Source organism: Rhodococcus yunnanensis NBRC 103083, from assembly GCF_001895005.1.
GTDB classification, from domain to species: Bacteria; Actinomycetota; Actinomycetes; order Mycobacteriales; family Mycobacteriaceae; genus Rhodococcoides; species Rhodococcoides yunnanense.
In genome coordinates, this window is sequence record NZ_BCXH01000002.1 from 261,195 (window position 1) to 288,084 (window position 26,890).

The window sequence follows — 26,890 nt, forward strand, 5'->3', positions numbered from 1 at the left end:
AGCTTATCGGTGTAAGCCCGTCCGAACACCATCGCCCGTTGGCCACTGCGTTCGAGGCCGGACGTACCGGGCATGCGCGGGTCGATCGACGCCACACGCACACACCCGGTAAGTCCTCAGACCGCTGCCGCGGCCGTACGCCTTCAGACCGCTGCCGCGGCAGTACGCCTTCAGACCGCTGCCGCGGCAGGCACGTCCGGGAACTCGGGCTCCGGTGCGTCCTGGGCACCGATCGCCTCGAACGGGTCGTGCTCGCTACCCTCACCGGTGTCATCGGCCTCGATCCCCGAGCTATCCGACTCGGCGGCCTGAGTGGCCGGCACGGCGCGTCTGCGATCGATGCTGACTACGCATCGCGAGAGATCAGGACCGACCGCACTTGCGGTCATCTCTAGGTCGGCACGCTCGACACCGTCGCGCGTGGTGTACTCGTTGGTCCTGAGCTGCCCGTACGCGACAACGGGATCACCTTTCATGAGGGAGCCGCCGACGCCGGTGACCAACCGCCGCCAGCACGTCACGGTCAGGAACAGAGTGCCCCCGTCCGTCCACTCCCCCGTGTTGCGATCCTGACGGCGGGCGTTGCTCGCCATCCTGAAGTTCAACACCTGTTCGCCCGTGGGCGTCTGCCTCTTGATCGGGTTGGTGATGACGGTCCCCACCACCGCACATTGCGCCTCGTACATCGTCTGGCCCCCTTCTCGGATTCGCTGCTCGGACGGCGACGCCGACCCGATACGACTGTGCCTCGAAACGAACGCCACTGGTGGGCCGAAACGGAATCTGTGGATGAACACCTCGCCTGTGGACAAGTCCGCCGCACACTCGATGTTCGGCGAAGAACTGTCGTTGCAGTGTGCTAGCGGCCTGGCCGGCTCCTATGCCGCGAACTGCGGTACGGCCGCGGCGATGTCGACGTCTTCCGAGGCGCGCAGCAATTCGGCGTAGGAGCCGTCGGCGGCCATCAATTCCTCGTGCGTGCCGGATTCGAGAACGCGGCCGTGGCCCAGCACTGCGATCCGATCGGCCGAACGAACCGTCGACAACCGATGGGCGATGAGAATGGTGGTGCGCCCCGCCATCAACTCGTCCAGCGCATCCTGCAGTGCCCGTTCGGTGCGGTTGTCCAGCGCGCTCGTCGCCTCGTCGAGAATCAGGATCGGCGGATTCCGCAGAACGGTACGAGCGATGGACAGGCGCTGCTTCTCGCCGCCGGAGAATCGATATCCGCGTTCGCCGACCAGGGTGTCGTAGCCGTCGTCCAGGCCGACGATGAAGTCGTGAATCTGCGCTATGCGAGCGGCCTGTTCGATCTCGGCATCGGTCGCATCCGGTCTCGCGAAGCGGAGGTTCTCGCGAATCGTCGCATGGAAGAGGTAGGTCTCCTGGGAGACGACGCCGACGAGGTCGGCAACGGCTGATGTCTCGAGATCCCGAATGTCCGTGCCGTCGATGGTGATTCGTCCGGTGCTCGGGTCGTGTAGGCGTGCCGCCAGATATCCGAGCGTGGTCTTGCCCGAGCCCGTCGCGCCGACCAGGGCGAGCGTGGTGCCGGCGGGTATGTCGATGTCGATGTCGGTGAGCGTCGGCCGAGTTGCGCCGGTGTAGGTGAACCCGACATGCCGGAACGCGACATCGCCGCGGACGTCGCCGCGGACCAACTTCGTCGGAACCTCGGGTTCTTCGATGTCGATCGGCAGATCGAGGTACTCGAAAACGCGCCCGAACAGCGCAAGAGAGCTCTGCACTTCCACACCGGTGCTCAGCAATTGCATCGTGGGGCGGAACAATTGCGTCTGCAACGTGGTGAAGGCGACGAGTGTGCCGACGGTCAGCGCGCTTCCGTGTCCGATCGTCACACCGGCGAACCAGTAGACCAGCGCAGGCATGATCGCGAAACTGATCTGCATGCTGGCCATCCGCCACTTTCCCGCCATCATCGCCTTCAGTTCGACGTCGGCCACCTCGTCGGATCTCGATGCGAACTGCTCGGTGAGTACGTGGCCGGATCCGGTGGTCTTGCCCAGCAGAATCCCGCTGACGGACAGAGATTCCTCGATCTGAACGGACAACTCGCTCAACAGTTTCTGGCGGGTCGTGGAGATCTTGCGTCGTTCGTTTCCTATCCTTCGGGCGATCCGAACGAACACCGGGAGGATCATCAGCGAGAACAGAGCCAGCCGCCAGTCCAGCAGGAACAGGGCGACGACGGTGGCCGCGACGGTGGTGGCGTTCTGCGCGATGGATGTTGCCGTGTTCGTGACGACCGATTGCATTCCGCCGATGTCGTTGGCGATGCGGGACTGCACCTCACCGGTACGGGTTCGAGCGAAGAACCCGAGTGATTGTTTCTGCAGATGCCCGTAGACGGCGACGCGAAGGCCGTGCATGAGTTTCTGGCCGACGCCGTTGGACATCCAGGTCTGTACGACGCCGAGAGTGTTGGTGATGATCGCGACCGCGATCATGCCCACTGCGATCAGCGTGACGAGTGTGACGTCGCGATCGGGGATGGCGTGATCGAGCAGTTCGCGGAGCAGAAGCGGTGATGCGAGCGCGATGACCGCGCTGAAGACGATGATCGCGGTGACGACTGCGATACGGAAGCGGTAGGGACGGAAGAGAGCGAGTACGCGGCCGGCAGGGGCTGCGTCAGATGGGGTGGATTTCGATGGGCCGAATGTCGGGCCGGTGGGTGGGCGTACCAAGTAGACCTCCAGGATCGATGAACAACATATTGCAGAGGTTACCTCATTATGAGGTTGCAAGCAAGACGGCTATGCTGTCCGTCATGCACTCCGGAGACACACCGAATCTCGCGGACGCGTTCATGACCGTCGCCAGGCGTATTCGCCACACCCACATGAATGCGTTGGAGCCGTTCGGCCTCAATCCATCGCAGAGTCGAGCGCTGCACGTACTCGCCCGAGCGGGACAACCCGTTCGGCTCCGAGTCCTCGCCGACCACCTACGCATCGTTGCGCGATCCGCCACCGACATCGTCGACTCGCTCGAGGACGCAGGTCTCGTCGAGCGGGAGCCCGATCCAGCCGATCGCCGTGCTGTACTCGTCTCACTGACCGACGTCGGACGCACTCGCCTTCAGGCCATCGATGCGGCACGCCGAGATGTCGCCGTCGAACTGTTCGATCGACTCGATCCGGCAGAGCGCGACGAACTCGCGCGCATCGTGAACAAGATCACCGAATCCTGGTGATCGACGCTCGGTCAGAGACCTGCTTCGCGGTCCCGTCGGGCGAGTTCGGCGAACATCGCATTGTGTGCGGCGAGATCCGCGTCGTGATCACGGTCCGCCGCACGGTCGGAGCGCTTGGCGTTGCGGTCGTCGCTGCGTGACCACTGGATCAGAAGCGCAAGCATGACGAGCACCAGCGGAATCTCCCCCGTTGCCCAGGCGATTCCTCCGCCGAGCTTCTGATCTCCCAGTAGGTCGCCGTTCCAGTCGAGACCGAGGGTGCGGTAGTACCAACCGCCCATCACGGTGTTCATGCTCATCAGCGCGACGCCGAAGAACGCGTGGAAGGGCAGCGATCCGAAGACCATCGCAAGTTTCGTGATGGGCTCGATGTGACGCGGTGACGGATCGACCCCGATCACGACCCAGTAGAAGAGATAGCCGCTGAGGATGAAGTGCGCGTTCATGAGTAGGTGAGCAGCGTGATTGTCCAGGATTGCGCCGAAGATTCCCCCGATGTACAGCGCGTAGAAGCCGCCGACGAACAGCACCGCAGCCACGATGGGATGCGTCAGGAATCGCGAGACGGGGCTGTGCAGTGCCTGCAACAACCACTCGCGAGGCCCCGGAACGCCGTCCTTCCCGGCCGCGGGAAGTGCACGAAGCGCCAGCGTCAGTGCCCCACCTAGCGCAAGCAGTACCGGGGCAAGCATCGACAAGGCCATGTGCGCGCCCATGTGCACGCTGAAGGTCGCGGGCGAATACTTGCCGACGCCGGAGGACGTGCCGATCAGCATCGTCGCGCAACCGAGCAGGAACGCGATAGTCCGTCCCATCGGCCATGCGTCCCCACGCTTGCGCAGCCGACGAACCCCGAGCAGATACACAACCGCGAGCACGATCGACGCCGTCCCGAAGATCAGATCGAAGCGCCAGTCGAACGCCAATCGTGCGAACGTCGGCGGGCCGTCCAGGTCGTATCCGAGTGCCGCCTGCGTCAGCGACAGGTTCGGGTCGACATCGGACGGCGGCGGCGTACGCCCGAGCCCGACGGCCAAACCGATGGTCGCCGCGAAGATCAGCACCTCGCCGCCTGCGAATCTGACGAGCGCACCACGTGACTCCGGATCCGCCGCCAGGGCAGGCAAGGATCGACGACGCTGAATCCACCCGAAGAAACCGAGGATCACGAGCGCGAGGATCTTGCCGAGGACGAGCCGCCCGTAGGTGGTGGTGAACAGGTCCGAGACCGATACCCGGACTAGCGCATTGATGACGCCGCTGACGCCCATCACCACGAAGGCTGCGGTCGCAACCGTCGAGAATCTGCGAGTGGCCACATCGGTGTGCGCGCCGTGTCGGCGAGCGTGCGACAACACCGCGAACAATCCGCCCGCCCACAGCGTCGCGGCGATCAGATGCAGGATCAGGCTGTTCGTGGCGATGTCGTGCGATCCGCCCGAGGACGAATGTCCGGTGACCGCGATGGGCATCAACGTGCCGAGTGCGAATACCAGCAACAGTGGCGTCCACGACCACCGCAGCACTGCTCGCGACACGATCGCCAGCACGACGGCGAGTATCGCCGTCCACCGCCATGCACTCGCGATCTCCACCTGATCGAGCGCGACCCACAGGTTGCTCGGTTGGATGGCAACGGTGAACGGCTGACCCGACGTGTCCGACAGTGTCAGTGGCACGAGTACGAGCGCACACGCCGCCCACACGATCGACGCGACCGATCCGGTCCGAACCGCACGGTAGCCACCGACGTCCAACACGCCGCTCTTCTGCGGAGGAACGAGAAACGCCGCAAGCAGGAACGACCCGATCGCGATCGACGCGGCGATCTCTCCCACTGCACGCACGGCAGGAAGCCCGTAGATGGTCGCCGGACCGGGATCCGGGATCCCGAGAAGAACTAGCGCGTCGGACGCAGACAGGCTGACGACGAGAGCCGCCACTATTGCGGCAATGGCACCGGCAGTGACGAACACCGATGTCGACGACGTCGATCCAGGCGACGGTGACGTGTCGGTTCGGTCTACTTCGGGTGCTGCCATGACATCCAGAGTAAGAGGTGTTTGAACTGCACCGATACCCAGCGCCCCAAACTGCTACCGGCCGTCGTAGATCATGTGTCGTGTGCCACGGCGCAATCGTGATGAATCCGGCCCTGCCGTTCGCCGAGCGGCTCCCCGGAGCCGCCCCATCGACGCGCGACGATCTCCGCTGCGATGGACACCGCCGTCTCCTGCGGAGTCCTGGCACCCAGATCGAGTCCGATCGGACTGGACAGTCGTGCCAGTTCGACGTCGGTGAGCCCCTCCTCCTTCAGCCGCGCGACACGGTCCTCGTGAGTGCGACGCGACCCCATCGCGCCGACGAACGCAAGGTCCGGCCGGCGAAGCGCGATCGCCAGCAACGGCACGTCGAACTTGGGGTCGTGGGTGAGCACACACACGATGGTCCGCTGATCGAGCGCTCCGGCAGCCAGCTGCTCTGCCAGATATCGATGTGGCCAGTCGACCACCACTTCCTCGGCGGACGGGAATCGACTCGTGGTCGCGAACACCGGGCGCGCGTCGCACACGGTCACGCGATAGCCGAGGAAGGCGCCCTGCTCGGCGACGGCCGCCGCGAAGTCGATCGCGCCGAACACGAGCATGCGCGGGCGCGGCGCGTAACTCGCCACGAAGACGTCCATGCCTTCCCCGAGCCGCTCGCCGTCGGGACCGTAGGTCAGAACCCGCGACGTGCCTGCGGCGAGCAGTCCACGGGAATCGTCGACGATCGCAGCGTCCGCGCGAGAAGAGCCGACAGAGCCTTCTGCAGTGAACTCCCCGATCACCAGGTGTCTGCCCACACGGCCCGAATCGGGGTGACGCACCACGGTGGCCACCGCGACGGGTCGATCGGCACCGATCGCATCGGCGACGGCACCCAACTCGGGAAAGGTTCGCTGCGACACCGGCTCGACGAATACATCGAGCACTCCCCCACACGTGAGCCCGACGGCGAACGCGTCGTCGTCCGTCACGCCGTAGCGCTCGAACCGCGCCGCATCGGTCGATACCGCGTCCGTCGCCGCGTCGTAGACCGAGCTCTCGACGCATCCCCCCGACACCGAACCGGACACCGAACCGTCGGGAGCGACGACCATCGACGCACCGGCAGGCCTGGGTGCGGAACGGAACGTGCGTACCACTGTGCCCAGTCCAGCGGTGTCGCCGCTGCGCCAGATCCGAACCAACTCGTCGAGGACGTCCCGCATCGGCCATCCTTTCACCGGAACCGAAGGCTGTGACGCGAAGATAGAACAGTTACGCCTGGTCCGCTCGCCTTCCGGGGCTCATTCCCCTCACGCGGCCCGCCGAAACATTCGATTCACGGTGCCCCCGGCAGGATTCGAACCTGCGACCAAGGGATTAGAAGGCCCTTGCTCTATCCCCTGAGCTACGGAGGCGGAACTCGGAGACGACTGTTCGCCACCGTCCGAGCACGGTTGACCAGTGTACCCGCTCCCCGGAACGGCCCTTCGCCCAGGACTCCCGATGCCCGATCTGTGGTTCACTTCGGTACGGGTACGGCGAACCCTTCGGCCGCAGTGATCGGTTTCGGCGCGACGGCTCGTGGAGCCGTGACCGCACTCAACGCACACGGAAATCCACGACGTCGATGTGCTGACCCAACGCGGGGTGACCGCTGTCGGATCGCCCATCCATTCGGCACGCATCGTCGACTTCTATCTAGGGCGGCGCCAATCCGCGCCGCAGTCGAGCGCTCGTCGACGGCGATAGGGGCCCGCTGTCGGAATTTCTCGGCGATCACGACATCATCGTCAATTGCGTTCTCCAGGATACGAACTCACCGCTGACATTCCTGACCAACGAAGACGTGGACACCATCGGATCCGGAACTCTCGTGGTCGATGTGGCGTGGGACTAGAGTATTGGCTTCGAATGGGCTCGCCGGAAAGCCATCGAAATCCGGCACGGCATCATCGCGAATCCGAACTTACTCTCCTTCCAACATCGACGAGACGAGTATCCCCACACCATCGTGTAAGCCGTCACGCAAGTAGAAATCTCTACTACCTCAGCGCTTTTCGCCTCGTGCCAGCATGTCTGCATACGATGACAACAGCGCCCCCCGGATCTTGTGGGTAGTCATAGCGCGTGACGGTTGCTTTGCGTCGAGCCATGCTGCCAAGCTGTTTCGACGTTCGTTTCACAACTGCCGGGGGGCCATTGCATGTCTGTTTCATCGTGTTCGAAATCGAAATCGAAATCGAGAACGATTCGCGCACTGGCCACGGCATCCGTTGCCGCCGCACTGAGCTGCACCCCGGCACTCGCTCACGCCGACATCACCCCGGTCACGTTCGAGAACGGATTGTTGGCCACTCTGGGCGGGTGCCAGAGTGCGGATCTGGACGCGATAATTCGTTGCACGCAAGACGAAGTCCTGACTCGGCAGGCACCCCTGATGCTCGACCTTCATCCCATCGGGACGACGATCGTGGTACTCGGAGCCGGCCTGTACGAGGACGGATCGATGCGCCCCATCCTCGTCGACCGCCTGCACGCAGCCTTGAAACTGGCGAATCAGTACCCACTCACGCCGATCGTGACGAGCGGCGGCGTCCCACAGTCCGGGATCACCGAATCTCGGGCGATGCGTGACTGGTTGGTGGCCAACGGTGTTCCGGCCATTCGCATCACCGAGGAAGATACTTCGACGTCGACTGTCGAGAATGCGCAGAACACTGCGGCCATCCTCACCGACCGACGCGTATCCGGAATTGTGGTGGTGTCCAGCCCGAATCACGTCGAGCGCGCACTCGTCGACTTTCGCAACGCGGTCGGTGGCAAGATTCCCGTCAGCGGCGTCATCTCGGCCGGGTGAAGAATTCCCGAGACAACGCGGTTCAGCAGGCTGCAGCCACCTCGCCCGGGACTCCCGGGCCTTCGGCCGTCGCCACCAAATCCACGATGGTTGCCGCATGAAGGGACATCAATCCGGCAGAGCTGAGCGGATCGACGCCTGTCAGCGTCTCGATTCGCTTCAGGCGGTAGTCGACGGTGTTGGGATGGACATACAACGCTTTTGCGCTCGCTCGCCGGTTCCCCTCACACGAGATGAACGTCTGCAGCGTGTGCAGGAGCTCAGGACTTCCATCGAGAGGACGTAGCAGTGCCTTCAATCTCGATCGACCAGGACCTGGCCTGGTGAACTGATACTCGAGTGCAAGGTCGGCCGTGGTGAAAACGCGTGGCGGCAACCGCAATCCCCATGCCAACGCAACGAGTTCGCGGGCATACGTCGCGGCCGCAGGAACGTCGTCGACCTCTGCGTTCACCGCTGCCGCAACCACCTCGACGCCGAGGGTGGCGCGAATCCTCTGGACGACCGATGTGCCGGACGTCGCCGCGATCTGCGGGACCAGGACCGTCCCGCCGCGCCGGCCGAGCGCCAGCAACATCCCACCGGACTCCGCCGCCAGCGACGTCACGATTGCTTCCACCGCGGCGGAGTCGACGGCACAGCGTCGATGCGGGCCAGGACCGTCGATTTCGGCGGCAACGAACATCATCGACATCACGTCGTACGTCGGGGCCAGGTCCACTCCTGCGATCGCGGCGAGCCGTCGCGACTGCCCGTCCCCGGCCAGGATCGACTCGGTCAACTGCCGCACACGGAATCGGTTGTCCACACCGGGTGCGGTGCGCCCGAGGAAGATGCCCCACACCAGATTTCCCAGCACCTCCATCACGCGGAACATCTGCACAGCCTGGTCGATGACCGCGGGATCGCCTCCCGACGCCTGGGAACGCAGCGCCGAGGCACATGCTCCGCTCACCGCCTGAAGTGCGGTCTGCACCGAAACCCCCTCGCGTGCAGCATGTCCCACCAGAGTTGTGAACTCGCCCAGTTCCGATCCGTTGGGCACCACTCCCGAGGCGAGGCTCGCCGCTGCGATCTCCTTGCACTGCAGGCGAAGTGCCGCGCACCGATCGATGCGATCGCCTTCGATGTGCGGATACCGAACTTCGGTGAGCATGTCGGACCACCTTTCCGTAGATCGCGAACCTCGACAGAATTACCGTAACTCAGCGTACGGTCACCTGGTACGAAAACGGAGGTAAAACATTCCTGAAGATTGTTTGTGTGGTGCGGCTGCCGATCACACAGCAACGCCACGGCCGTGTACATGTCCACACGGCGTCCGAGCTGGGACTCAGCGCTGGTCGAACTCCGCGTTGATGACCGTGCCGACAGGCGAATCGTCACGAGCCTTTCGCGCAGCCTCACGCATTTCGATACCGTCGGAGACCCAATCGCCGATCTCACGGGTGATGTCCCGAACGGCACCCGCAACGATCACCGCGATCTTCCCGACGTGTGTTGCGGCCGATTCCGTCAACTCCTGAATCGTGTCCTTGTTGCGCTCGAATTTACCTACCACCACGATCACCCCTGATTCGCTCGACGATTCGGGCAGCGCCGACCTCATTAGGCCGCAACTTTCTTGCGCTCGACGATAACACCGACGGGAGGTGTCGCACCGGTCAGCGAATCGGGAAGTGCAAGCTTGAAGATCTTGCCCCACACCGTCCCGATCTGCTTGAAGAATCCGCCCGAGTTGTACGGGAGTTCGTACTTCTCGCACAGCGCTTTGACCTCGGGGGCGATCTGCGGGTATCGATGCGCGGGCAGATCGGGGAACAGGTGATGCTCGATCTGGTGCGACAGGTTCCCGGACATGATGTGAAACAGAGGACTGCCTTCGATGTTCGCCGAACCCAGCATCTGCCGCACGTACCACTCGCCACTCGACTCGTCCGCGGTCTCGTCCTCGGTGAACGTCTGAACTCCGGTCGGGAAGTGACCACAGAAGATGATCGAGTAGGTCCATACGTTGCGGATCAGATTGGCTCCGATGTTGCCGATGAGAGTCGAGACGAAGAACGGGCCGGTCAGAGCCGGGAAGATCACGTAGTCCTTGAGAACCTGACGGCCGGCCTTTCGCCACATTCCCTGCACGAGAGGCTTGACGTCGTGCCACTTCCGCTTGCCCTGGATGACGTTCTCCGCTTCCAGGTCGTGCAGCATCACACCCCATTCGAAGAACGTCATCAGCAGGAACGCGTAGACGGGATTTCCGAGGTAGTAGGGGTTCCATTTCTGCCCCTGGTCCATCCGCAGAATCCCGTAACCGATGTCGCGATCCTTGCCGACGATGTTGGTGAACGTGTGGTGCATGTAGTTGTGCGAGTGCTTCCACTGGTCCGCCGGGCAGACGGTGTCCCACTCGAATACCTGCGAATTGAAGCCGGGCTCACGCATCCAGTCGTACTGACCGTGCATGACGTTGTGACCGATCTCCATGTTGTCGAGAATTTTCGAGATGCCGAGTGCGCCGACGCCCGCGAGCCACGCCGGCGGGAAGAACGGCAGATACATCAGTGCACGACCGGCGATCTCGAATCCTCGTTGCGTCTTGACGATGTTGTAGATGTACTCGCGGTCCTCGTCACCGAGCTTGGCGACGGTGCGGGCGCGCAACTCGTCGAGTTCGCGTCCGAGCTCCTGCACTTTCTCGTAGGACAGCACGGTCGGAGCCAGCTCATCGGCACTCTTTCCGGAACCGCCGAAGAGTGGGAAAGACAGTGAGGTGAAAGGAATTCCGAACATTGATTTCTCCATTTCGGATCTCTACGACTTGGGTCTCAGATATCGATGGCGACGTCGCCGAGGGGCACCGTGACGCACAGCTGGATCTTCTTGTCCGGCTCGCTGTCGGTCTCCCCGGTCTTGATGTTCTTCGTGCATCCGGACGTCTTGACGGACGTGCAGGTGAAGCAGATTCCCATCCTGCATCCGTACTTCGGCGACAACCCGGCGTCCTCGGCCTGCTCGAGCAGGGTGCGTCCCGAATTCTCGGCGACAACCGCGCTGTCGGTGAACGAGACGTCACCGTCCACGTCGTCTGCGACCACGACCGTCGGGGCCGCGAACTCCTCGACGTGCAACACCTCCGACAATCCGAGGTCTGCGTACACACCCGTGACCGCACGCATGAGGCCGGGCGGGCCGCACAGGAACGTCTCCGCGTCGGCGAACCACGGTGCCGCGGCGTCGAGATGCTCGGTTCCGAAGTATCCGTGCAGGTCGCCGCCCTCGTCCTGATCGGTGTACGCATACACGATGCGTACGTGATCGAAGGCCTCGGCGATCTCGTCGAGTTCGCGCCGGTAGGGCACGTCCTGTTCGGTGTACGCGTAGTGCACGAAGGTGAGGTCGCCGCTGTACCCCTCGTCCAGCAGCGACCGCAACATCGACAGCACCGGGGTGATTCCACTTCCGCCACTGATCAGGAGGGTTCGAGGCGGGCGGGGAGTCGGAAGGCGGAATGTCCCCTCGGCCTGCGACAGGCTGACGACCAGACCCGGCCGCGCATGACGGTGCAGGTAACCGGAGACCAATCCCTCCGGGTGTGCCTTGACCGTGAGTTCGATACTGCCGTCGGATCGATGATGCGAACACGCAGGCGAATAACACCGTGTGTGTCGTACGCCGTCGATGACTACTCCGACCTGCACGAACTGCCCGGCCTCGAACCCGAGCCACTGCCTGGTCGGCCGAAGCGTCAGCGTGACCGTGTCCTCGGTCGATCGGTGTACGTGAGTGACCTCGGCGCGAAGGTCGCGAACGGTTGTCATCGGGTCCACGAGCTCGAGGTATCTGTCGAGCGCATGCGGCGTCGCCATGGCCTCGAACAGCGACAGCAACGAGAACTTGCCTGGATTCCTCGATTTTCGCGACCCCTGCTGGAGTGTCATCTCGCCTCCCGTATTCGATCGAAACGGAGCAACTATTTCAGTGTACGTCTGTGCACTAGAATCGAGTGTGGCAGATGTATACCGGGAGCTGTCAACGTCTAAGTGACGTCAACAACACTCTCGATTTTCAGTGACGTAGCTCACATGAGCGATGGGGGCCGGGCAAGGCCGGGGACGGGGAACTCGTGAACAGCCATAAACTCGAAACCGTGACGGAACCGGTGACCCGAGCGGAACGAAAAGAGCGCACCCGCCAGGCGCTCATCGACGGCACCCTCGAGCTACTGCGCGATCGATCGTTCGCCAGCGTCAGTCTTCGGGAAGTCACCCGATCGGCGGGCATAGTGCCCACGGCGTTCTACCGCCACTTCGCATCGATGGAAGACCTGGGGGTCGCCCTCGTCGAGGATTCGATGCGAATGCTTCGGCAGATGCTGCGCGACGCCCGCAAGGATCCGTCGGTGAAGAACGCGACCGAATCGTTGCGGATTCTGGTCCGCCAGGTGCGTAGTCACGAAGAGCAATTCCGATTCCTCGCACGCGAGCGCTCCGGCGGCGTCACCGAAGTCCGCCGAGCCTTCGCCACCGAACTGCGAATGTTCGTCAGCGAACTGACCATCGATCTGTCCAGGATGCCCGGGCTCGAGACATGGGACGTCGACGATCTCGAGATGGCGGCGGATCTCATCGTCTCCACCATGCTCACTGCAGCGGTCGCGCTGCTGGAGATCGACAGGCCAGGCAGCCAGAACGAGCAGGACCTGCTCCGCACGACGGAAAAGCAGGTGCGACTCATCGTGCTCGGCATGGGAGCCTGGAGACCCGAACACAGCTGAGAGGACATTCATGACGTCGACCACTACTTCGGTGACCGTCGGTGACTTCGTTTTCGATGTCGCTGTTTCCGGGCCGCCAGACGGGATCCCGACGCTCCTGCTGCACGGATTTCCTCAGACGTCGGGCTGTTGGGATCGTGTGACGCCGTACCTGACCGAGGCCGGGCTTCGCACGTTCGCACCCGACCAGCGCGGCTATTCACCGCGTGCCCGCCCCGAGGGCGTCGACGCCTATGCGTCGGACCGCCTCGTCGACGACGCGCTGGCCCTTCTGCGGGCTTTCGATCTGGATTCCGCACACGTCGTCGGACACGATTGGGGCGCCGCCGTGGCATGGCAGCTGGCGGCACGCCATCCCGAACACGTACGTTCGCTGACTGCGGTCTCGGTCCCCCACACAGCCGCCTTCGGGTGGGCACTCCGCGAGGACGCCGATCAGCAGGAACGGTCGCAGTACATGGGTCTTCTGCGCCAGGAGGGCAAAGCCGAGCGAGTACTGCTCGAGAACGACGCTGCCCGGCTGCGCGCGATGTTCTCCGATGCCAGTCCCGACGACCGCTACGTCGAGCATTTCCTCCAGCCGGGCGCTCTCACCGCTGCGCTCAACTGGTATCGAGCGATGACCAGCGATTTCGGCAGGCTCGAACCCGTCCGGGTACCGACCACGTACGTGTGGAGCAACCAGGACGCCGCGATCGGCCGAGCGGCGGCGACACGATGCGGCGAGTTCGTCGACGCCGACTACTCGTTCGTCGAACTCGACGGAGTCTCACACTGGGTTCCCGAGGAGGCACCCGAGCAGCTCGCCGACGAGATCCTCGCCCGAGTGGGCGTCGTCTAGACCTTGTCGGGAGCTTTCACTGCCAACAGGGCAGCGAGGCCGACTGCCAGGACGACGATCAGACCACCGATGCCCGCGCGGTCCGCGTCGAACATCCAGACGAAGAGCCCGAACAAGCTCGGCGCCAGGAACGACACCGCCCGACCGGTCGTTGCATAGAGGCCGAAGAATTGGCCTTCTCGCCCTGGAGGGGCCAGTCGCGCCATGTACGTCCGAGAGGACGACTGTGCCGGACCGACGAACAGGCACAGGATCAACCCGAACACCCAGAACAGCAGCGGGCCCGAGACGAAGAGCAGAACGATTCCGGCGACGATCATCGACGCGAGCGAGAACACGATCACTGCCTTCGGACCGACTCGGTCGTCGACCCTGCCTGCGCTGATCGCGCCGAGCCCGGCCACGACGTTGGCTGCGACACCGAACAGAAGCACGTCGGCCGTGCCGATACCGTAGACACTCACCGCGAGAACCGCCCCGAAGGTGAACACACCTGCAAGCCCGTCGCGAAACAGTGCGCTGGCAATCAGGAAGTAGACGCTGCGTCGATCTGCGATCCACAGCTCGCGCAGATCGCGGAACAGCACCTTGTAGGACTCGAGAAACCCTGCCTTCGCCGCACCGGGATCGGCTTTGGTCGAGGGAATTTCGGGCACGGCGAGGAACACCGGAATCGCCGAGACTGCGAACCACACGGCCGCGAGCAGCGCCACCAGGCGGATGTTGAGCCCACCGTCGGTCGTCAGACCGAACAGACCACGAGTATCTCCGTCTCCGGTGATGAAACCGAAATAGCAGATGAGCAAAAGCACGATGCCACCGAAATATCCCATCGACCAACCGAATCCGGACACTCGGCCGATGTTCTCCGGTGTCGATACTTGTCGGAGCATCGAGTTGTAGGGCACGCTGGCGAGCTCGAAGAGAATCGATCCTGCCGCGAGGAGCACAAGCCCCAACCACAGGTAGTGATAGTCGTCCTTCACGAAGAACAGCCCTGCCATGCTGACTACCGTCAGCCCGGTCAGCACAGCGAGCGACTGCTTGCGCTTGCCGCGGGCGTCGAATCGCTGCCCCGAGATGGGTGCGAGCACCGCGATCACCACACCTGCGAGCCCGATCGCCCAGCTGAACCACGACGTCGCCGAGACCGAACCGGGCAGGTCGTCGCCGACCGCGTCCGTCAGATAGACCGAGAACACGAAGGTCAGAATCACGGCGTTGAACGCGGCCGAGCCCCAATCCCATATCCCCCAGGCGAATACCTGTTTCCGAGCTGTTGCGACGCCGACGACGGCATCCGCCTGAGTACTCATGCTCAGAAGCCTAGGGCAGTACATCTCCCCCGGCGTCGTACTCGGGTATCAGGCGTCCCGCCCCCGCTCCCGGCTCCCGCTTCCCCCGCAAACGCACGTGCGTTTGCGTCCCGACGTGCACCCAACCCCCCGAACCACGCAAACGCACGTGCATTTGCGTCCCGACGTGCACCCAACCCCCCGAACCACGCAAACGCACGTGCATTTGCGTCCCAACGTGGGCCGAACCCCTCGAACCACGCAAACGCACGTGCGTTTGCGTCCCGACGTGGGCCGAACCCCCCGAACCACGCAAATGCACGTGCATTTGCGTGACCGGAAGGGTGCACCTGGTTGCATAGTCACCTCGTTGCATAGATACTGGGCGGCGTGGCTCTCGAACACGCGATACTGGTCTCCCTCACCGAGCTGTCGGGCTCGGGGTACGAGCTTGCCCGACGGTTCGACAAGTCGATCGGCTTCTTCTGGAGCGCCACCCACCAGCAGATCTACCGGGTCCTGACGCGCATGGACGCGGCGGGATGGGTCGTCGGGACCACGGTCGCTCAGGATGGCCGTCCGGACAAGAAGGTCTATGCAGTTGCCGAGGCGGGACGAGAAGAACTCGACCGCTGGATCGCCGAACCGACCGATCCCAGTGTGCTGAGAGATGAACTGGCGGTGAAGATTCGCGGGGCAGCGAACGGCGATCTCGATGCTCTGAAAACCGAGGTACGACGCCACCGCGCGGTGCATGTCGAGCGCCTGGAGTTGTATCGATTGATCGAGAAGCGAGATTTTCCTTCACCGGAAGCGCTGGTGGGGTCCGCGCTGCATCAGTATCTGGTGCTTCGCGGCGGGATACGTGTCGAGGAGGGATTTGCCGAATGGTGCGACGAGGTACTGGAGAAACTGTGAACCCATCGATCAGGTATCCGAAGTTGCTGTCTCCGTTGGATGTCGGGACGACGACGTTGAAGAACCGTGTGATCATGGGGTCGATTCACACCGGTCTGGAGGATCGTGCGCGTGACACGGGACGTCTGGCGGAGTATTTCGCCGAGCGGGCCCGCGGGGGCGTCGCGCTCATCATCACCGGCGGATATGCACCGAACAGGACGGGATGGTTGCTTCCGTTCGGAGCGAAGCTGACCAATCGGCTCGAGGCGCGTCGGCACCGCCGCATCACCGACGCCGTGCACCGCGAAGGTGGCAAGATCGCGTTGCAGATTCTGCATGCGGGGCGGTATTCGTACCAGCCGTTCAGCGTGTCGGCGTCGTCGATCAAGGCTCCCATCAATCCTTTTCGGCCGCGGCGACTCACCTCGCGCGGAGTGCGGTGGCAGATACGCAACTTCGTTCGCTGCGCACGGCTCGCGCAGTCGGCGGGGTACGACGGTGTCGAGATCATGGGCGGTGAGGGCTATTTCATCAACCAGTTCTTGTCCGAGCGCACCAACCGTCGACGTGACGAATGGGGTGGTAGCCCCGAGAACAGGCGACGCATCGCCGTCGAGATCGCCCGCGAGATACGGGCGGCCGTCGGCAAGGACTTTCTGGTGATCTTCCGGTTGTCGATGGCTGATCTGGTCGAAGGCGGGCAGAGTTGGGGCGATATCGTCGCTCTTGCACAAGATCTCGAAAGCGTCGGCGTCGACGCCATCAACACCGACATCGGGTGGCACGAGTCTCGCGTTCCGACGATCGTGACGTCGGTGCCGCGGGGTGCGTTCGCCGACATCACCGGCAAGCTGGAGAAGCATGTCGGCATCCCTGTGGCTGCCTCGAATCGCATCAACATGCCCGACATGGCCGAGAACATTCTCAGCCGCGGTGACGCACAATTGATCTCGATGGCACGCCCGATGCTCGCCGACCCGTTCTGGGTTCGCAAGGCCGAGGCGGATGCCGCCGACAGCATCAACACCTGCATCGCCTGCAATCAGGCCTGCCTCGATCACGCGTTCGTGCACAAGACGGTCTCGTGCCTGGTCAACCCGAGAGCAGGCCGTGAGGTCGAACTGCAACTGCTACCTGCTCGAAAGACGAAGAAAGTCGCCGTCGTGGGCGGAGGGCCTGCCGGGTTGTCGGCCGCGCTGGAATCGGCGCGGCGGGGACACGCGGTGAGCCTGTTCGAGGCTCGCGATCAGCTGGGTGGGCAATTCGGTATCGCACAACGCATTCCGGGTAAGGAAGAGTTCTCCGAAACGATCCGCTACTTCACCACCGCACTGCGGCAGGCGGACGTCGCGGTTCACCTGGGGCACAAGGTGACCGCGGCGGAACTGCTCGCAGGCGGATTCGACGACGTCGTGCTGGCCACGGGCGTCGTGCCGCGGATGCCGTCGATACCGGGGATCGATCACCCGTCGGTTCTGTCGTACGCCCAACTGGTCGAGGAAGGCAAGCCCGTGGGGGACCGAGTCGCCGTCATCGGAGCAGGCGGCATCGGCATCGACATCTCCGAGTTCCTGACGACCGACGCCTCCCCCACTTTGGATCTGAAGGAGTGGAAGCAGGAGTGGGGCGTCACCGAACCGGAAGCTGCGCCCGGCGCGCTGACGACCCCGGTGCCCGCCCGCTCCCCTCGCGAGGTCTACTTGCTGCAGCGCAAGAAGGGCCGGATCGGCGCTGGCCTCGCGAAGACCACCGGGTGGGTGCACCGAGCAGCTCTGAAGGCGAAGGGCGTGCACGAACTGACCGGGGTGAACTACGAACGCATCGACGACGACGGTCTGCACATCACCTTCGGCGAGCGTCGCGAGAATCCGCGGACACTCGACGTGGACACGATCGTCGTGTGCGCCGGTCAGGAGTCGGTGCGCGACCTCGTCGATCAGCTGACCGAGTCCGGAACGCCGACTCACGTCATCGGCGGTGCGGATGTCGCCGCGGAACTCGATGCGAAGCGGGCGATCGAGCAAGGCACCCGCCTCGCCGCGAGCATCTGAGCCCATCCACTACCCTGACTGACCGTGAGCCTGCCGAGCCCTGCACCCGAAGCCCGTGCCGTCGTCACCGGCGCCTCCTCCGGAATCGGAGAGGCGCTGGCCACCGAACTGGCGGCACGAGGTCATTCGCTGATCGTCGTCGCCCGTCGCGGTGAACTGCTCGAAGCACTCGCGACGACGCTGCGCACCGAACACGGGGTGACCGTCGAGGTTCGTGTTCTCGATCTGTCGGACCGAGACGCACGCACGGCGTTCGCGACCGAGTTGTCCGAACGCGAGATCAGCATCCTGTGCAACAACGCGGGCATCGCGACGTTCGGACCGGTGTCAGGACTCGACCCTGCCTACGAACGTGATCAGGTCGAACTCAATGCCGTCGCCGTCCACGACCTGACGCTCGCCGTCCTGCCCGGCATGATCGCGCGCGGCACCGGCGGCATCCTGATCACGGGCTCGGCTGCGGGCAACATGGCGATTCCGAACAACGCCACCTACGCAGCCACCAAAGCGTTCGTCAACACGTTCTCGGAATCGCTGCGCATCGAACTCAAGGGAAGCGGCGTCCACGTCACCCTCCTCGCCCCCGGCCCGGTGCGCACCGAGACGCCCGACCCGGCGGATGCGTCGATCGTGGACAAGCTCGTCCCCGACTTCCTGTGGATCGACAGCACCTACACCGCCAAGCTCTCTCTGGATGCACTCGCGAAGAACAAGATGCGCGTCGTACCGGGTCTGCTCAGCAAGGGAATGTCGATCGCCGGCCAGTACAGCCCGCGCAGCATCTCCGCGCCGATCGTCGGTTCGTTCTACAAGAAGCTGGGCGGCTAGCGTCGCCGTCTGCGTCCCGTACCGAAGATGGACCGCGAAATCTCCCGTCCGGCAGCCGAAGCCGCGGACCGCAGGAAACTCTTCACGGCAGGATTGTCCATGATCCGCTCGGCCGCCGACGGTCCCTGAGGTTCCAGAGGCGGAAGATCCGGCAGATCCGCCGGGAGCAGCGGAATGTCGAGCTTCGGATCTAGGTCGGGCGCGTCGGCCACCCTGGCTTCGAGCTTCTCGTATGCCGATTCCCTGTCGATCGTCTCGCCGTACTTGCCGCGCAAGGGACTTGCGCCGGCGGCTGCGGCGATCGCGTCGTTGCCGATGGTGTCCATCAACGACCGCGGTGGCCGAATCTTGGTCCATGCCACCGGCGTCGGCGCGCCCTTCTCCGACAGCACCGTCACGATCGCCTCGCCCGTCCCGAGCGAGGTGAGTGCCGTCTCGAGATCGTAGGCGTCGGTCCTGGGGTACGTGCGCACCGTCTTGTTCAGCGCCTTCTGATCGTCCGGGGTGAACGCGCGCAACGCGTGCTGTACCCGCGCACCCAGTTGCGACAGAACCTCGTTGGGAACATCGGTCGGCAGCTGCGTGCAGAAGAAGACGCCGACGCCCTTGGACCTGATGAGTTTGACGGTCTGCTCGACCTGTTCGAGAAAAGCCTTCGACGCATCGGCGAACAGCAGGTGTGCCTCGTCGAAGATGAAGACCAGCTTGGGCTTGTCGATGTCTCCTACCTCGGGAAGGGTCTGGAACAGATCCGCGAGCACCCACATCAGGAACGTGGAGAACATGACCGGACGTGACGCCTGCGCCCCCAGCTCGAACAGCGTGACGACGCCTTTGCCGTCGGCGCCGACGCGCAGCAGATCCTCGGTCTCGAGCTCGGGTTCACCGAAGAAGGTGTCGCCGCCGTCGGCTTCGAGATTGACGAGCGCTCGCAGGATGACGCCCGCCGTCGCGGCCGAGACCCCACCGATTCCCTTCAGATCCGCTTTGCCCTCGTCCGATGTCAGATGTGTGATGACCGCGCGGAGATCCTTGAGATCGAGCAGCGCCAGACCTTGTTTGTCTGCCCAGTGGAATATCAGCCCCAGGGTCGATTCCTGAGTCTTGTTCAGCTGCAACACCTTGCTGAGAAGGATGGGACCGAACGCGGTGATGGTCGCGCGCACCGGGACACCGATTCCGCCGGTTCCCAGCGACAGGAATTCCGTTGGGTACCCGGACGGCGCCCAGTCCGGTTCACCGCATTCGGCGGCTCGGGCACGGATCTTGTCGCTGTCCGCTCCCGCAGCGGACAACCCGGAGAGGTCACCCTTGACGTCTGCCATGACGACGGGAACACCTGCCGCGGACAATTGTTCGGCGATGCCCTGCAACGTTTTCGTCTTGCCGGTCCCGGTCGCACCCGCGACGAGTCCGTGACGGTTGAGCGTCGCGAGTGGGATCCTGATTCGCGCCTCGGGATCTGCGACGCCGTCGATCATCACGGTTCCGAGCTCGAGTGCGGCTCCCTGTGAGCTGTAACCGGCTGCGATGGCGGCCGCCGCGCCTGTCGACTCGACAGGTGTCGCAGACGTGGTCTGTTCGGCTGCCAACGCCTCTCTCTCGGCTTCGTCGGCAGCCGCCGCGGCCTCCTGTGCGATCCGCGCGGCTTCGACGGCGGCGGCCTTGGCTGCCTTCGCCTTCTCGGCAGGGGTGAGGGGCGGTGCGCCACCCGACTGATTCGGATCGACCGTCATCTTCCGTTTCCTCCTTGCCCAAGGCGTTGATCTCGGCGGTGGAGCTTGTTCACCACCGCAAACCTTAGCTGTGACTGCGTGCGCACTAGTGTGTCTGGAGTGCAGGACAAACTTGTGTGGATCGATTGCGAAATGACCGGCTTGGATTTGTCGAAGGACAAACTCATCGAGATCGCGGCGCTCGTCACCGACAGCGAGCTCGAAATTCTCGGTGAGGGCGTCGACATCGTCATTCACGCCGACGACGACGCGCTGGCAGGGATGCCGGACGTCGTGAAGAAGATGCATGCCAAATCGGGACTGACCGAGGAAGTGCGTGCGTCGACGGTGACGCTGGAGGAAGCCGAAAAGCAGGTGCTCGAGTACATCCGCCAACATGTACCCGTCGCAGGCACGGTGCCTCTTGCAGGCAATTCCATCGCCACCGATCGAGGCTTCATCTCCCGAGACATGGTCGACCTCGACACGTATCTCCACTACCGGATGATCGACGTCAGCTCGATCAAGGAGCTCTCGCGTCGGTGGTACCCACGGATCTACTTCGGACAGCCTGCGAAGGGGCTCGCGCACCGCGCACTGGCCGATATCAAGGAGTCCATCAAGGAGTTGAAGTACTACCGGCAGACGGTGTTCGTCGCCCCTCCAGGGCCTTCGACCAGCGATATTGCCGCTGTCGTGGAAGGTTTGGACGCGCCGACCTGAGGGCGATTCGCAACTAGAGAATCGACCCGCTAGTATTGTCGACGCTGCTGAAACGCAAGCCAAGAATTGGCCGAGTGGACGTAGTTATGGTGGGCGTAGTTCAGCTGGTAGAGCACCAGGTTGTGATCCTGGATGTCGCGGGTTCGAGTCCCGTCGCTCACCCCATAGAAGCAGAAAAGCCGGTCTCCGCAAGGGGGCCGGCTTTTTTGTGTTCGCGGCCTCGCCGCCCGTGCGTGCCAGGTGACTGCCCGACGTAGTTGTGCGCAACCGGACGAATTACGTTGTTGTAATTCAACATTCGAGTTTCGCATGTGGTTGATGTGACGTACGGTTACCAATGGCACTTTTGGGGAAGAAAAGTACCAACGTGAAAACTGTGAACATGCAGTGTTGATTCGACGTGCCCCGAAACTAGCCACCAACAGTTCGAAGCCCCCTGCTACATCGAGTGGGGCAGAGACCAGGAGGCAATCGACGTGGGTCGAAGAGTTCACAGAGTGATCGCGGGTTCGGTGTTGTCGGCGGCGTTGTGCGTCGGTGCCACGGGTCTAATCAACCCCACTGTCGCCGCAGCGCAGCCGACCATCGAACTTCCCGAGATCCCGATCCCCCAGCCGGACGCCCAGCAGCGGGCTGCGATTCTCGCCGCCGTGCTCGATGCGACGGGCGTGCTCATCAACGAGGTCGCCGCGGTGATCCTCGACTCGGACTTCGGGCCTGCTCCCGAGGGCGACATCAGCGCCGACGAGTCGGAACCCGAAGTCGAAGCCGCACCCCCAGCGGTCGGTCTCGGCGGATCGATTCTGCCGCTGCCTGCCCGCAGTTACGAGATCAGTTCGGGATACGGCGGACGGAACAACCCGACCGGCAACGGTGCCCAGTACCACCAGGGCGTCGACCTGGCTGCTCCGTCGGGGACCCCGATCTACGCGGTGACGGGCGGAACCGTCGAACAGGCAGGAGACGCAGGCGACGGTTATGGAAACCTCGTGCGCATCAAGAACGGCAACACGGTGACCTACTACGGCCACCAGTCGAGCGTGAACGTCGACGTCGGCGACACGGTCGCACCGGGCGATCAGATCGGGTCGGTCGGAAGCACCGGCAACTCGACGGGGCCGCATCTACATTTCGAGGTCAGGAACAACGGTTCGAGCATCGAACCGATCGCGTACCTGAAAACGTTGGGCATCGATCCGGCGAAGTACCAGAAGGCCGACGCCGGCTAGAGCCGGTTACACCGAGCTCGCGTTGCCTGCCTTCCAGGTCTCCCAGGGGATGTTCCAGTCGCCCAGGCCGTCGGTGCCCGACAACGTGCCGCCGAGGGTGTTCTTCACGACGACGATGTCGCCGCGCTTGGTGTTGTCGTAGACCCACTTGGCATTGGCAGGGCTGAGGTTGAGGCATCCGTGGCTGGTGTTGGAGTAACCCTGCTGACCGACCGACCACGGCGCCGAGTGGAAGAAGATGCCGCTGTAGGACATCCGCGTCGCCCAGTCGACCGGGGTGCGATATCCGGCCGACGAGTTGACCGGCACGCCGTAGGTCGAGGAGTCCATGACGAGGTGGTCGAATCGATCGCCGATGATGTAGACGCCGTTGTCGGTGGGCGTGCTGTCCTTGCCCATCGACGTCGGCATCGTCATGACGTCCTGACCGTTGACCGCGAAGGTGACCTGCTTGGTGTTGTCGTCCGCGGTCGCGACGACGGCATCGCCGATGTCGAACGACGACGACACGTTCTCCTGGCCGAAGATCCCGTCACCGAGATCACGTCCGTACACGTTCACCTTCACATCCACGTGCGTGCCCGACGCCCAGTAGTTCTGCGGGCGCCAACGCACCTCTCGGTCGTTGACCCAGTAGAACGCGCCTTCGACGACGGGAGTCGTGGTGATCTGAATGGCGTTCTGCGCGGCGATCTTGTCCGTGATGGTCTCGTCGAACTGCACGGCAACCGGCTGACCGATTCCGACGACAGCTCCCTCGCCCGGTAGCACGTAGGGCTTGGTGAAGTTGCCGGGCTGGCTGGTGGTGAAGCTGCTCACCGTGCTCGTGGCTCCCCCGAGCCCGTAGGCGTCGGCTTGAATCCGGTACTCCCGGTCGTAGCCGAGTGGCTCGGTATTGGTCCAGGACAACCCGTCGGGTGACATCGCACCCGTCACCGGCACTCCCTCGGGATTGAGCATGGTGACCTCGGCCAATTTTCCGTCGGCAACCGAGACGGTCACCGGATCGGCGGGTGAGAACCCGATGGCCCCGTCCGCGACGCTCGATGTGAGTTTGGGCTTCATCAGTTCCGCGATCGGGTTCGAATCGATCGGGGCGGCCGCCTCGGTCGAGCTCGTTGTCGTTCCGCATCCGGAGAGAAAAACAGTCGCAGCCAGAGCCGCGACAGCGCTCGACACGATCCCGCGAGAGAACCTCATGAATGCTCCACTTCCACACCAACCGATTCGGTACGTCCCGATCGGACAATCGAATGTGAATGTTTCCAGGCCAGAGCCTGCGCATCCAATCGAAATGCCGTCCATCGAGTAACGTTCGAATACCAATCGGCATGTTCCACCGTGGTGTTACGTCACCGAAGTCGTCGGACTTCGTCGTGAGTGGTCACTACGTCAGCGGAAACTCATGTTGTCGTCGACCAGTTTGCCGAAGCGCAGTGCCGGTAAGTCACGGAAGTAGTTCATCCGAAGCCGCCAGGGAGCCTTCGACCCCTGCTTGGGGAACGAGTCGACAGCACGCAACACATAGCCGGCCGCGAAATCGAGGAACGGCTCCTCCCCCACCGACGGGTCCCGATCGAGCCTGACTTCGCGGTAGCCACCCGAGTCCATGTGCTCGAGCAACCTGCACACGTAGTCGCAGACGAGGTCCGCCTTCAGCGTCCACGAGGCGTTGGTGTAACCCACGACGAATGCAAAGTTCGGCACGTCGGTCAGCATCATGCCCTTGTAGGCCATCGTCTCGGTGAGGTCCACGGAACGACCGTCGACAGTCATCTCCACGTTGCCGAAGGCGACGAGGTTCAGGCCGGTGGCGGTGACGATGATGTCGGCGTCGAGATGGCCTCCCGACGTCAGGGCGATTCCCTCCGCGGTGAACCTGTCGATGTGATCGGTGACGAGCTCGACCTCGTTCTTTCTGATGGATCGGAAGAGATCGTTGTCGGGGACCAGACACAGCCGCTGATCCCATGGGTCGTACTTCGGCGTGAAGTGTGTATCGAGGTCGTAGCCCTCTGGGAGCCAGCCCTCTTGCAGCTTCCGTATCTGCTTCCGCATGAATGTCGGATAGCGCTGACACAAGACGTACAAACCGATTGCCGTGACCGCATTCTTGATACGAGTGACACCGTATGCGACCTTCGACGGCAGGTACTTACGCAGCGCCAACGCTATGGGGTCCTTGGACGGCAGCGACATGATGTAGCTCGGCGAACGCTGCAACAGAGTGACGTGCGCCGCGTCGCGGGCGAGAGTGGGCGCCAGCGTGATCGCTGTTGCGCCGCTTCCGATCACGACGATCTTCTTGCCTGTGTAGTCGAGATCGGAAGGCCACAACTGCGGATGCACGACGGTTCCGCGGTAGTCCTCGACCCCCTCGAACTCCGGGGTGAATCCCTTGGCGTAGTCGTAATAGCCACTGCAACACATCAGAAACGATGCGTGCACGACGACGCTCTCGCCGGTGTCGGATCGCACTGCGACCACGGTCCAGTGCGACGTCGCCGTCGACCATTCGGCGGAGACGACCCGGTGATGGAACCTGATGTGCTCGTCGATTCCGCCGTCCTTGGCGGTATCGGCGATATATTCGCGGATCGATGCACCGTCGGCGATCGATTTGTCCCCGGTCCAGGGACGGAAGTTGTACCCGAGGGTGTACATGTCCGAGTCGGACCGAATTCCCGGGTACCGGAACAGGTCCCACGTTCCACCGATCGCACCCCTACTCTCGAGAATCGCATAACTCTTGCCCGGCAGTTTCGACTGCAGGTGATGGGCGGCGCCGATTCCCGAAAGCCCCGCACCGACGATGAGGACGTCGACGAAGTCGACTTTCGCGTCTGCAGCCGAGGAAGATTCCGGTGTGGAAGTGGTTGTCATGGAGCAGCTTTCGTGTGGAGGAGCGAATTCACGGACCGACGTTGCGATCGCTGGTCGAGCGACCGAGAGCGTCGACTTCGGCATCCATCTTCGTCAGGATCCGGGGTATGTGCTTTCCGAGGGCGCGGTCTCCGACCGCGGACTGCAGGGCACTGCGGAACCAACCGACCTGCCCTACCCAGCGGGGCACATAGACCTTGCGCTTGCGCTTGTCGAGACCCGATACGAAGGCGTCGACGCAGTGGTCGACGGTCAAGGTGCGCCCGAACGGTCCCGGCAGGACATCGAGCATCTCACGGAACGCGCTCAGATCGGCCTTCGCATCACGGACGAGTGGGGTGTCGATCCACGCCATGTGGGCCGAGCCGACGTCGACGCCTCGGTAGCCGACCTCCAACCGAACCGCGTTGGCGAACTGCTCGACCCCCGCCTTGGTGGCGTTGTACGCAGCAAGCCCAGGGCAGGGAGCGAACGCGGCGAGCGAGGACACGAACAGGATGTACCCGTTGCGTTCGATCAACGACGGCAACGTCGCACGGGCGGTGTTGAACACCCCGAGCAGATTGACGTCGAGCACCCTGCGGAACGTCGCCGGATCCACTTTCAGGACGGATCCATAGCTGGAAATGCCCGCGTTGGCCAACACCAGGTCGATGCCGCCGAACTTCGTCGCCCCCGCCTCGGCAGCGCCGTTCATCGCGTCCAGGTCGCGGACGTCGGCGACGACGGCCAACGCCACGTCCGATCCAAGCTCGGCTACCAACGCCTCCAGTGGTTCGGCGTCGACGTCGACGAGCACCACCTTGCTCCCTCGCGCGACGAGCGCGCGGGCAGTTTCCGCGCCGATACCCCGAGCTCCGCCGGTGATGAATACCACCTTGTTCGACAGTGTGGCCACGCCCCGTCCACCTCCACTCTTTCGTTCCCCCCGGTGCGGGAACCGCTAGGTGTCACTTTTCATCTGATACGGATCGGTGTCAAGATTGCCCGTGCGATCGAGCGTGGCGATCACACGAAGTACCGCGACACGAAATACCGCCCGGCGGAGACTCAGCGCACCACATGGGCATCGAATCCCTCCACGTCCACACCAGCCGCGCTCATCACACGAAGCCGCGGAATTTGTCGGCCCGCAGAGTCGGTCAGAATCGAATGGGACTCACCGGCGCCGAATGCGTGCCGCTCGCCCCATTGCCGAAGCCCGACGACGACGGTGAACAGGTCGCACCCCTGTTCGGTCAGCTCGTATTCGGCTCTGGTGCCTTTCGCGTTCGGCACCGACTCGAGAATGCCGTTCTCGACGAGCATGCGCAGGCGGTCGGTGAGGATGTTCTTCGCGATTCCGAGGTTGCGTTGAAACTGCGTGAACCGCCGCGCTCCGTCGAACGCATCCCGCACGATCAGCAGCGACCACTTGTCGCCGACGATGTCCAGCGTCCGCGCAACCGGACAGTGAGTGTCCGTCCATGCCGTCGATTCGCCCACGAGCATTCCCTTCGGTTGCACTTCGAAACCATTGTGTCGTAGTTTCCATTCGGTTGCTTTTT

At 63.4% G+C, this 26,890-nt stretch carries 23 protein-coding genes, 2 tRNA genes and 1 pseudogene; 11 read left to right on the forward strand and 15 right to left on the reverse strand.

Annotated features, from left to right (window positions below; genetic code table 11):
• Positions 1–170 precede the first annotated feature (170 nt).
• A complete protein-coding gene (gene ssb / locus RY1_RS05535; RefSeq protein WP_072802693.1) occupies positions 171–686 on the reverse strand; it encodes a single-stranded DNA-binding protein in 516 nt (171 codons plus the stop codon).
• Between the two features lie 192 nt (positions 687–878).
• Positions 879–2,708 (reverse strand): ABC transporter ATP-binding protein, encoded by a 1,830-nt coding sequence (locus RY1_RS05540; protein ID WP_084727193.1) that lies wholly within the window; start codon positions 2,706–2,708, stop codon positions 879–881.
• A gap of 83 nt (positions 2,709–2,791) precedes the next feature.
• On the opposite strand from RY1_RS05540, the gene RY1_RS05545 reads away from it, so the two are divergent.
• Positions 2,792–3,217, forward strand: a complete 426-nt coding sequence (locus RY1_RS05545; RefSeq protein ID WP_072802695.1) for a MarR family winged helix-turn-helix transcriptional regulator — start codon at positions 2,792–2,794, stop codon at positions 3,215–3,217.
• Between the two features lie 11 nt (positions 3,218–3,228).
• Here RY1_RS05545 and RY1_RS05550 read toward each other — a convergent pair whose 3' ends face one another.
• From RY1_RS05550 to RY1_RS05560, 3 genes are all read right to left on the reverse strand, one after another.
• Positions 3,229–5,259: a bifunctional copper resistance protein CopD/cytochrome c oxidase assembly protein gene (locus tag RY1_RS05550; protein WP_072802525.1), complete on the reverse strand. Its 2,031-nt coding sequence runs from the start codon at positions 5,257–5,259 to the stop codon at positions 3,229–3,231.
• Between the two features lie 71 nt (positions 5,260–5,330).
• The gene (locus RY1_RS05555; RefSeq protein WP_072802526.1) at positions 5,331–6,470 is read right to left on the reverse strand and encodes an XdhC family protein; all 1,140 of its coding nucleotides are present in this window, start codon (positions 6,468–6,470) and stop codon (positions 5,331–5,333) included.
• Between the two features lie 119 nt (positions 6,471–6,589).
• A tRNA-Arg gene (locus RY1_RS05560) sits at positions 6,590–6,662 on the reverse strand.
• A gap of 132 nt (positions 6,663–6,794) precedes the next feature.
• On the opposite strand from RY1_RS05560, the pseudogene RY1_RS30940 reads away from it, so the two are divergent.
• Positions 6,795–7,264 (forward strand): annotated as a pseudogene (locus tag RY1_RS30940) (hypothetical protein); the annotation flags it as partial.
• Positions 7,265–7,450: 186 nt separating this feature from the next.
• Complete coding sequence (locus RY1_RS05565; RefSeq protein WP_072802527.1) at positions 7,451–8,104, forward strand: YdcF family protein; 654 nt, start codon at positions 7,451–7,453, stop codon at positions 8,102–8,104.
• 22 nt (positions 8,105–8,126) lie between these two features.
• Here the strand turns inward: RY1_RS05565 and RY1_RS05570 are convergent, their stop codons facing one another.
• From RY1_RS05570 to RY1_RS05585, 4 genes are all read right to left on the reverse strand, one after another.
• Positions 8,127–9,260: a PucR family transcriptional regulator gene (locus tag RY1_RS05570; RefSeq protein WP_072802528.1), complete on the reverse strand. Its 1,134-nt coding sequence runs from the start codon at positions 9,258–9,260 to the stop codon at positions 8,127–8,129.
• A 177-nt stretch (positions 9,261–9,437) separates the two neighbouring features.
• Positions 9,438–9,665 carry a hypothetical protein gene (locus RY1_RS05575; RefSeq protein ID WP_072802696.1) on the reverse strand — a complete coding sequence of 76 codons (228 nt, stop codon included), beginning with the start codon at positions 9,663–9,665 and terminating at the stop codon, positions 9,438–9,440.
• A 47-nt stretch (positions 9,666–9,712) separates the two neighbouring features.
• Positions 9,713–10,894 carry a fatty acid desaturase family protein gene (locus RY1_RS05580; protein WP_072802697.1) on the reverse strand — a complete coding sequence of 394 codons (1,182 nt, stop codon included), beginning with the start codon at positions 10,892–10,894 and terminating at the stop codon, positions 9,713–9,715.
• A 35-nt stretch (positions 10,895–10,929) separates the two neighbouring features.
• Entirely contained in the window at positions 10,930–12,042 is a 1,113-nt protein-coding gene (locus tag RY1_RS05585) for a ferredoxin reductase (RefSeq protein WP_072802529.1), read from the reverse strand.
• A 209-nt stretch (positions 12,043–12,251) separates the two neighbouring features.
• Here RY1_RS05585 and RY1_RS05590 point away from each other — a divergent pair, with 209 nt between their 5' ends.
• Both RY1_RS05590 and RY1_RS05595 read left to right on the forward strand, forming a co-directional pair.
• Positions 12,252–12,878: a TetR family transcriptional regulator gene (locus RY1_RS05590; protein ID WP_072802530.1), complete on the forward strand. Its 627-nt coding sequence runs from the start codon at positions 12,252–12,254 to the stop codon at positions 12,876–12,878.
• Between the two features lie 10 nt (positions 12,879–12,888).
• The gene (locus RY1_RS05595) at positions 12,889–13,719 is read left to right on the forward strand and encodes an alpha/beta fold hydrolase (RefSeq protein WP_072802531.1); all 831 of its coding nucleotides are present in this window, start codon (positions 12,889–12,891) and stop codon (positions 13,717–13,719) included.
• Here RY1_RS05595 and RY1_RS05600 read toward each other — a convergent pair.
• Entirely contained in the window at positions 13,716–15,035 is a 1,320-nt protein-coding gene (locus tag RY1_RS05600) for an MFS transporter (protein WP_072802532.1), read from the reverse strand. The two genes, RY1_RS05595 and RY1_RS05600, sit on opposite strands and share 4 nt — an antisense overlap.
• A 369-nt stretch (positions 15,036–15,404) precedes the next feature.
• On the opposite strand from RY1_RS05600, the gene RY1_RS05605 reads away from it, so the two are divergent.
• Genes RY1_RS05605 through cmrA form a run of 3 tightly spaced genes read left to right on the forward strand, consistent with a single transcriptional unit; the run spans position 15,405 to position 18,793 of the window.
• A complete protein-coding gene (locus RY1_RS05605) occupies positions 15,405–15,932 on the forward strand; it encodes a PadR family transcriptional regulator (protein WP_072802533.1) in 528 nt (175 codons plus the stop codon).
• The gene (locus RY1_RS05610; protein WP_072802534.1) at positions 15,902–17,965 is read left to right on the forward strand and encodes an FAD-dependent oxidoreductase; all 2,064 of its coding nucleotides are present in this window, start codon (positions 15,902–15,904) and stop codon (positions 17,963–17,965) included. The genes RY1_RS05605 and RY1_RS05610 overlap by 31 nt, the downstream gene beginning before the upstream one ends.
• Before the next feature lie 24 nt (positions 17,966–17,989).
• Positions 17,990–18,793, forward strand: a complete 804-nt coding sequence (gene cmrA, locus RY1_RS05615) for a mycolate reductase (RefSeq protein WP_072802535.1) — start codon at positions 17,990–17,992, stop codon at positions 18,791–18,793.
• Here the strand turns inward: cmrA and RY1_RS05620 are convergent.
• Positions 18,790–20,529 carry a helicase HerA-like domain-containing protein gene (locus tag RY1_RS05620; protein ID WP_072802536.1) on the reverse strand — a complete coding sequence of 580 codons (1,740 nt, stop codon included), beginning with the start codon at positions 20,527–20,529 and terminating at the stop codon, positions 18,790–18,792. The genes cmrA and RY1_RS05620 overlap by 4 nt on opposite strands.
• A 99-nt stretch (positions 20,530–20,628) precedes the next feature.
• Here RY1_RS05620 and orn point away from each other — a divergent pair, with 99 nt between their 5' ends.
• The 3 genes from orn (at position 20,629) to RY1_RS05635 (ending at position 22,460) form a co-directional block, all read left to right on the forward strand.
• Positions 20,629–21,231: an oligoribonuclease gene (orn, locus tag RY1_RS05625; RefSeq protein ID WP_072802537.1), complete on the forward strand. Its 603-nt coding sequence runs from the start codon at positions 20,629–20,631 to the stop codon at positions 21,229–21,231.
• 89 nt (positions 21,232–21,320) lie between these two features.
• Positions 21,321–21,396 (forward strand) — tRNA-His (locus RY1_RS05630).
• 332 nt (positions 21,397–21,728) lie between these two features.
• Positions 21,729–22,460 (forward strand): M23 family metallopeptidase, encoded by a 732-nt coding sequence (locus tag RY1_RS05635; protein WP_245819498.1) that lies wholly within the window; start codon positions 21,729–21,731, stop codon positions 22,458–22,460.
• 6 nt (positions 22,461–22,466) lie between these two features.
• Here RY1_RS05635 and RY1_RS05640 read toward each other — a convergent pair whose 3' ends face one another.
• The 4 genes from RY1_RS05640 to RY1_RS05655 all read right to left on the reverse strand — a co-directional run bounded on the left by RY1_RS05640 (position 22,467) and on the right by RY1_RS05655 (position 26,834).
• Positions 22,467–23,660, reverse strand: coding sequence for a L,D-transpeptidase (locus RY1_RS05640; RefSeq protein ID WP_072802698.1), 1,194 nt, complete (start codon positions 23,658–23,660; stop codon positions 22,467–22,469).
• Positions 23,661–23,852: 192 nt separating this feature from the next.
• On the reverse strand, positions 23,853–25,343 hold the full coding sequence (locus tag RY1_RS05645; protein WP_072802539.1) for a flavin-containing monooxygenase: 1,491 nt from the start codon (positions 25,341–25,343) through the stop codon (positions 23,853–23,855).
• Positions 25,344–25,371: 28 nt separating this feature from the next.
• Positions 25,372–26,241: an SDR family oxidoreductase gene (locus RY1_RS05650; RefSeq protein ID WP_072802540.1), complete on the reverse strand. Its 870-nt coding sequence runs from the start codon at positions 26,239–26,241 to the stop codon at positions 25,372–25,374.
• Positions 26,242–26,393: 152 nt separating this feature from the next.
• Positions 26,394–26,834: a winged helix-turn-helix transcriptional regulator gene (locus tag RY1_RS05655; RefSeq protein WP_072802541.1), complete on the reverse strand. Its 441-nt coding sequence runs from the start codon at positions 26,832–26,834 to the stop codon at positions 26,394–26,396.
• Positions 26,835–26,890: the final 56 nt, after the last annotated feature.